The sequence below is a fragment of the Kribbella sp. genome, from assembly GCF_035655035.1.
Taxonomy (GTDB): Bacteria; Actinomycetota; Actinomycetes; order Propionibacteriales; family Kribbellaceae; genus Kribbella.
The window spans coordinates 1-5,389 of the sequence record NZ_DASRVN010000592.1; the positions used below are offsets into that span (position 1 = coordinate 1).

The following is a 5,389-nucleotide window of genomic DNA, read 5'->3' on the forward strand; positions in this document are numbered from 1 at the left end:
TCTCGTCGGTCACGCCGTGCTCACCGCCCGGGCGCTCACCCCCGAACACCTCGTGGTCGTGGTCGGCAACGGCCGCGAACTGGTCGAGGAGCACCTGAGGGCCGTCGACCCGGAGGCCCGGACCGCCGTCCAGGAGCAGCAGCTGGGCACCGGTGACGCCGTACGGGCGGGTCTGACCGCCGTACCGGACAGCTTCGACGGCTCGGTGATCGTCACGTCGGGTGACGTCCCGCTGCTCGAGGCAGAGACGCTGCACGACCTGGTCGCCGCCCACGACAAGGACGGGAACGCCGTCACCGTGCTGACCGCGCGGGTCCCGGACCCGACCGGCTACGGCCGGATCATCCAGAACCCGGACGGTACGGTCGCCGCGATCGTCGAGCACAAGGACGCGACCGCGGAGCAGCGGGCGATCGACGAGATCAACGCCGGCATCTACGTGTTCGACGCGGCTACGCTGCGTGACGGCCTGAGCCGGCTGACCACGGACAACGCGCAGGGTGAGCTGTACCTGACCGACGTCCTCGGCATCGCCCGGAACGACGGCAAGCGGGTCGGCTCGCACGTCACCGACGACGCCATGCAGACCGAGGGCGTCAACGACCGCGTCCAGCTCGCCACGCTCCGCGCCGAGCTGAACCGCCGTACGCTCGTCAAACACATGCGCGAGGGCGTCACGATCGTCGATCCGAACACCACCTGGATCGACCGGACCGTCGACCTGGCCCGCGACGTCACCCTGCTGCCGAACACCCAGCTGCACGGCGCGACCGTGGCCGGCAGCGGTACGACGATCGGCCCGGACACCACGCTCACCGACGTCGAGATCGGCGAGAACGCCACGATCATCCGCACGCACGGTTCACTCGCGGTGATCGGCGACGGCGCCAGCGTCGGCCCGTTCGCGTACCTGCGGCCAGGCACCAAGCTCGGCGTGAAGGGCAAGATCGGCACGTTCGTGGAGACCAAGAACTCCACGATCGGCGACGGCGCCAAGGTCCCGCACCTGACGTACGCCGGGGACGCCACGATCGGCGAGGGCGCGAACATCGGCGCCGGCACGATCTTCGCGAACTACGACGGCGTCTCGAAGTACCCCACGCACGTCGGCAAGTACTCGTTCATCGGCAGCAACTCGGTGCTGGTCGCGCCGCGGACGATCGCGGACGGTGCGTATCTCGCGGCCGGTACGGCGCTCACCGAGGACGTCGGGCCGGGCGAGATCGCGGTCGCCCGCGGCCGGCAGCGCAACATCGCGGGCTGGGTCGCGCGCAAGCGGGCCGGGACCAAGACCGCCGCGGCCGCCGAGGCCGCGCTGGCCGAGAAGCCGGCCGAAACGCCGGCCGACCAGCCGGTCGACGGGCCGGCCGGCAAGCCGGGCCAGACCGATCAGCAGGCCTGAGCAGCAGGACACGCGAGGACAACGGGAGGCGCGGGCGATGAGCGGGATGAAACGAACCACCGAGAAGAACCTGATGGTTTTCTCCGGCCGGGCCCATCCCGGTCTCGCCGAGGAGGTGGCCACCGAGCTCGGGTCCGGGCTGGTCCCGACCCAGGCGTACGACTTCGCCAACGGCGAGATCTACGTCCGGTTCGAGGAGTCGGTGCGGGGCAGCGACGCGTTCGTGATCCAGAGCCACACCTCGCCGATCAACGAGTGGATCATGGAGCAGCTGATCATGGTCGACGCGCTGAAGCGGGCGTCGGCCAAGCGGATCACCGTGGTGCTCCCGTTCTACGGGTACGCCCGGCAGGACAAGAAGCACCGCGGCCGGGAACCGATCTCGGCCCGGCTGATGGCCGACCTGTTCAAGACCGCGGGCGCGAACCGGCTGATCTGCGTGGACCTGCACACCTCGCAGATCCAGGGCTTCTTCGACGGCCCGGTGGACCACCTGATGGCGCTGCCGATCCTGAGCGGCTACGTGGCCGAGAAGTACGGCGACCAGCAGCTGGCCGTGGTGTCGCCGGACGCCGGCCGGATCAAGGTCGCCGAGCAGTGGTCGGCCCGGCTGAACGGCGCGCCGCTGGCGTTCATCCACAAGACCCGCGACATCGACCGCCCGAACGAGACGGTCGCGAACCGGGTCGTCGGTGAGGTCAAGGGCCGGGTCTGCATCCTGGTCGACGACATGATCGACACCGCGGGCACGATCACCAAGGCCGCCGACGCGCTGTACGCCGAGGGCGCCGCCGGCGTGGTGATCGCCGCGACTCACGCGATCCTGTCCGGTCCTGCCGTGGACCGGCTGAAGAACTGCCAGGCCAGCGAGGTGATCGTCACCAACACGCTGCCGATCGCCGAGGACCGCCGCTTCGACAAGCTCACCGAGCTCTCGATCGCCCCACTGATCAGCCGCGCGATCCGCGAGGTCTTCGAGGACGGCTCGGTCACCAGCCTCTTCGACGGCCGCGCCTGACCACCACCCGACGCGAGTGGATATCCACTCGTGCCGGGGGTTCTCTGCCGGCACACCAGCGGAGAACCCCCAACACGGGTGGACAACCGGTCGACAGCCGTCAGGCGGTGATTCGGCGGCCGGTTACCGTGCCGGTGCCGGAGTCCACGACCTGGGTCTGGCTCATCGGTGCGAACACGGTCACCTGGTACTTCGCGGTGAGCTGCCCGTGCGACACCGAGCCCCACGCCCGGACCCGGATCGTCGGCCCGACCGAGCTCGGTCCCTGGGCACCGGCCTGCCCGGTCCACATGGTCAGCCGGAACGACTCCCCGTCGGCCGACCACGCGCCGGTGAACGGTGGACCGGCCGGGCTGATGTCGTGCGACAGCACCACACCGCCACCCGCGAAGCTCAGCACCAACCGGATCTTGTCGGGTGATCCGGTGTCCTGGCGCACGCACATCCAGCTGCCCTGTAACCCGTTGCTGTCACGGCCGTCCGCCAGCGCCGGCGTAACAGCCAGACCGGCAACCGCCACTCCACCTGCTGCGATCCCCGCACCCCTGAGCGCCTGACGGCGCCCGATTGCGTTCTCACTCATGGAACCCTCCCCCTGAGAGCCGCTGTTTGTTCCACGCTGCACGCGGATCCGGTGCGTTGGCAACGGTTCGGTGCGAACGATCACTGACATAGGTTTGGCGGTGACTGACCGGATCGAACGATCGGACACCGCATGCGGATCTCTGTGTTTCATCCCGGGGCGATGGGCTCGCAGCTTGCTGCCCAGCTGGTTGCGGCCGGTCACGAGGTCCACTGGGTTCCGGACGGCCGGAGCGATGCCAGCAAGGCACGGGCGGACGCGGCTGGTTTGATCGGTACGCCGTTCGCCGAGGCGGTCGCGCAGGCGGAGGCGGTGCTTTGCTCGTGTGCGCCGCAGGGCGCCGTCGAGATCGCGCGGCAGGTCGGGCGTGCGGGATTCGGCGGCGTGTACGTCGAGGCGAACCCGTTGTCGCCGGTGTCGCTCCGCGAGGCGCAGGCCGCCGTACCCGATGCGACGTTCGTGGACGCCGGGGTGGTCGGGCCGCCGCCGGTCGGTGGGCCGAGTCCGACGCACCTGATGCTGTCCGGTACGGCGGCCGACCAGGTCGCGGCGTGGTGGACGGGTACCGCGGTCACCCCGATGGTGGTCGGTACCGAACCGGGCGCGGCCAGTGCGGCGAAATCGTCGTACGCGCTTTACAACAAGGGCAAGGCGGCGCTTGCCGTCCTGGCGTTCCAGCTCGCCGAGAAGTACGGCGTCACCGACGCGCTCGTCGCGCAGCAGACCCGCGCGGACGGCGGCTCCCTGAAGGACCCGAACCTGCCCGAACAGCTCCGCGCGGTCGCCTGGCGCTGGGGCCCGGAGTTCGACGAACTCGCCGAAACCCTCGACGAGGCAGGCCTGGAAGGCGATGCTGCCCGGGCCCTCCGCCAGGTCTGGACTCACCTGGCCCCGTAGTCCTCGATCACGAACGGCGGGATCAGTTCGACGATCCGCTCGAACAGGTACTTCGCCTCGAACACCATCGGCTTCGTCCAGTACCCGACGCCCCAGGTGACCAGCGTCCGCCCCTCGATCCGCCAGGACACGTGGTTGTAGTCGTCCACGAGCATCGCCATCATCCGCGGATTCAGTACTGCGCTCGCGTACCGAGGATCGGCCGACTCGACCGTGAACTGCTGGTTGAACCGCGCGCTCTCGAACTCCTGCCCCGGTACCAGCGGGTTCTTCGGCCCGACCGTCAGCGGCGGCAGCGCGTACGGCAGGTCGTACGCGATCACGTGGCACTTCGCCGCCGTCGACGTACTGCTCGCCGTGTAGGTGAAGTCGAGGGCCCGGATCCCGAAGCCGGCGACCATCCGTTCGGCGGTGCCCTGCGGCGAGTACAGCCGGGCGGCGACGGCGGCCAGCCACGGGTCGGTGGCCGCCGGGTACCACCCGAGCTTGGCGGCCTCGCGCAGGCGGCGGTCGAAGAAGGTACGACGGCGGCGTACGGACCGCGCGTACAGCAGCAGCAGGCCGACCGCGATCAGGCCGAGGACGATCAGCGTGGTGATCACTGGTGGACCGGGCCTCCGTAGTCGCGCAGTACGAACGGCGGCAGCAGGTCGATCAGCTCGGTCATCGCCTGCAGCCGGGCGAAGACGTCCGGTACGGCGAAGCTGCCGCGGCTCCAGGACACGAACGCGTTGCCCGCGATCTGCCACTCCAGGCCCGGGTTGCGCAGCTGGCACTCCATCATCCGCGGGTGCATCACCGCCGAGCCGTAGCGGTCGTCCAGGCACTCGACCCGGAACTGCTCGTTGAACTGCTCGTTCTCGAGTTCGAGGTCGCCGCCGCGGAACACCCGCCACAGACCGTTCTCGCGCATCACGGTGACCGGCGGCAGCGCGACCGGCAGGGGCAGGGCGACCAGGTTGACCCGGTGCGTCTGGGTGGTCTTGCCGTTGCTGGTGACGTACGTGTAGTCGAGGACGCACAGTCCGCGGCCGTCGTACACCCCGGCGAACGACTGGCCGGGAGTGCCTTCCCGGAACAGGTTCGCGGCCACCTGCGCCAGCCACGGGTTGGGTGGAACCGGGTACCAGCCGGCCGACTGCGCCTGCGCCAGCCGCCGCATCGCAGCAGCCCGCCCGCGACGGTTGGTCCACACGACCAGCCAGACCAGCCCCGCGATCAGGGCCAGCAGCGGCAGCAGACTGAGAACGGCGAACGGCGAGATCACTCTGGCAACGTACCGAAGTCCCGGTCCGGAAACCGGTGACGCCGACGCGAGCCGACCGCGGAGCAAAGTGGCGTGGTCCGACGGATTTCCCGTCTGGCCAGGCTCGTGGGTAGACTGTTTTGGTTGCCTCGGCGAGGGACGCCCCCCGTGAAGTGTTGGGCGCGGCTCCGTGATCGACGCGGTGGTTCGTTGCCTGACGCCTTCTCCGGGGTCAGCAGGCGC

Annotated in this window: 6 protein-coding genes; 3 read left to right on the forward strand and 3 right to left on the reverse strand. The window is 69.8% G+C overall.

Annotation, left to right across the window (positions count from 1 at the left end; all coding sequences use genetic code 11):
* The coding region (glmU, locus tag VFF46_RS31365; protein ID WP_325040852.1) for a bifunctional UDP-N-acetylglucosamine diphosphorylase/glucosamine-1-phosphate N-acetyltransferase GlmU at window positions 1–1,402 on the forward strand (1,402 nt) is incomplete at its 5' end.
* A gap of 37 nt (window positions 1,403–1,439) precedes the next feature.
* On the forward strand, window positions 1,440–2,420 hold the full coding sequence (locus VFF46_RS31370; RefSeq protein ID WP_325040853.1) for a ribose-phosphate diphosphokinase: 981 nt from the start codon (window positions 1,440–1,442) through the stop codon (window positions 2,418–2,420).
* Between the two features lie 100 nt (window positions 2,421–2,520).
* Here VFF46_RS31370 and VFF46_RS31375 read toward each other — a convergent pair whose 3' ends face one another.
* The gene (locus VFF46_RS31375) at window positions 2,521–3,003 is read right to left on the reverse strand and encodes a hypothetical protein (protein ID WP_325040854.1); all 483 of its coding nucleotides are present in this window, start codon (window positions 3,001–3,003) and stop codon (window positions 2,521–2,523) included.
* A 132-nt stretch (window positions 3,004–3,135) separates the two neighbouring features.
* On the opposite strand from VFF46_RS31375, the gene VFF46_RS31380 reads away from it, so the two are divergent.
* Window positions 3,136–3,900 (forward strand): DUF1932 domain-containing protein, encoded by a 765-nt coding sequence (locus VFF46_RS31380; protein ID WP_325040855.1) that lies wholly within the window; start codon window positions 3,136–3,138, stop codon window positions 3,898–3,900.
* Here the strand turns inward: VFF46_RS31380 and VFF46_RS31385 are convergent.
* Window positions 3,885–4,502, reverse strand: coding sequence for a hypothetical protein (locus VFF46_RS31385; protein ID WP_325040856.1), 618 nt, complete (start codon window positions 4,500–4,502; stop codon window positions 3,885–3,887). The two genes, VFF46_RS31380 and VFF46_RS31385, sit on opposite strands and share 16 nt — an antisense overlap.
* Window positions 4,499–5,167: a hypothetical protein gene (locus tag VFF46_RS31390; protein ID WP_325040857.1), complete on the reverse strand. Its 669-nt coding sequence runs from the start codon at window positions 5,165–5,167 to the stop codon at window positions 4,499–4,501. Before VFF46_RS31390 ends, VFF46_RS31385 begins: the two co-directional genes overlap by 4 nt.
* Between the last annotated feature and the right edge of the window lie 222 nt (window positions 5,168–5,389).

Coding starts and splice junctions, on each gene's coding strand:
- VFF46_RS31380 (WP_325040855.1), top strand. CDS start 3,136: ATGCGGATCTCTGTGTTTCATCCCGGGGCGATGGGCTCGCAGCTTGCT.
- VFF46_RS31375 (WP_325040854.1), bottom strand. CDS start 3,003: ATGAGTGAGAACGCAATCGGGCGCCGTCAGGCGCTCAGGGGTGCGGGG.
- VFF46_RS31370 (WP_325040853.1), top strand. CDS start 1,440: ATGAGCGGGATGAAACGAACCACCGAGAAGAACCTGATGGTTTTCTCC.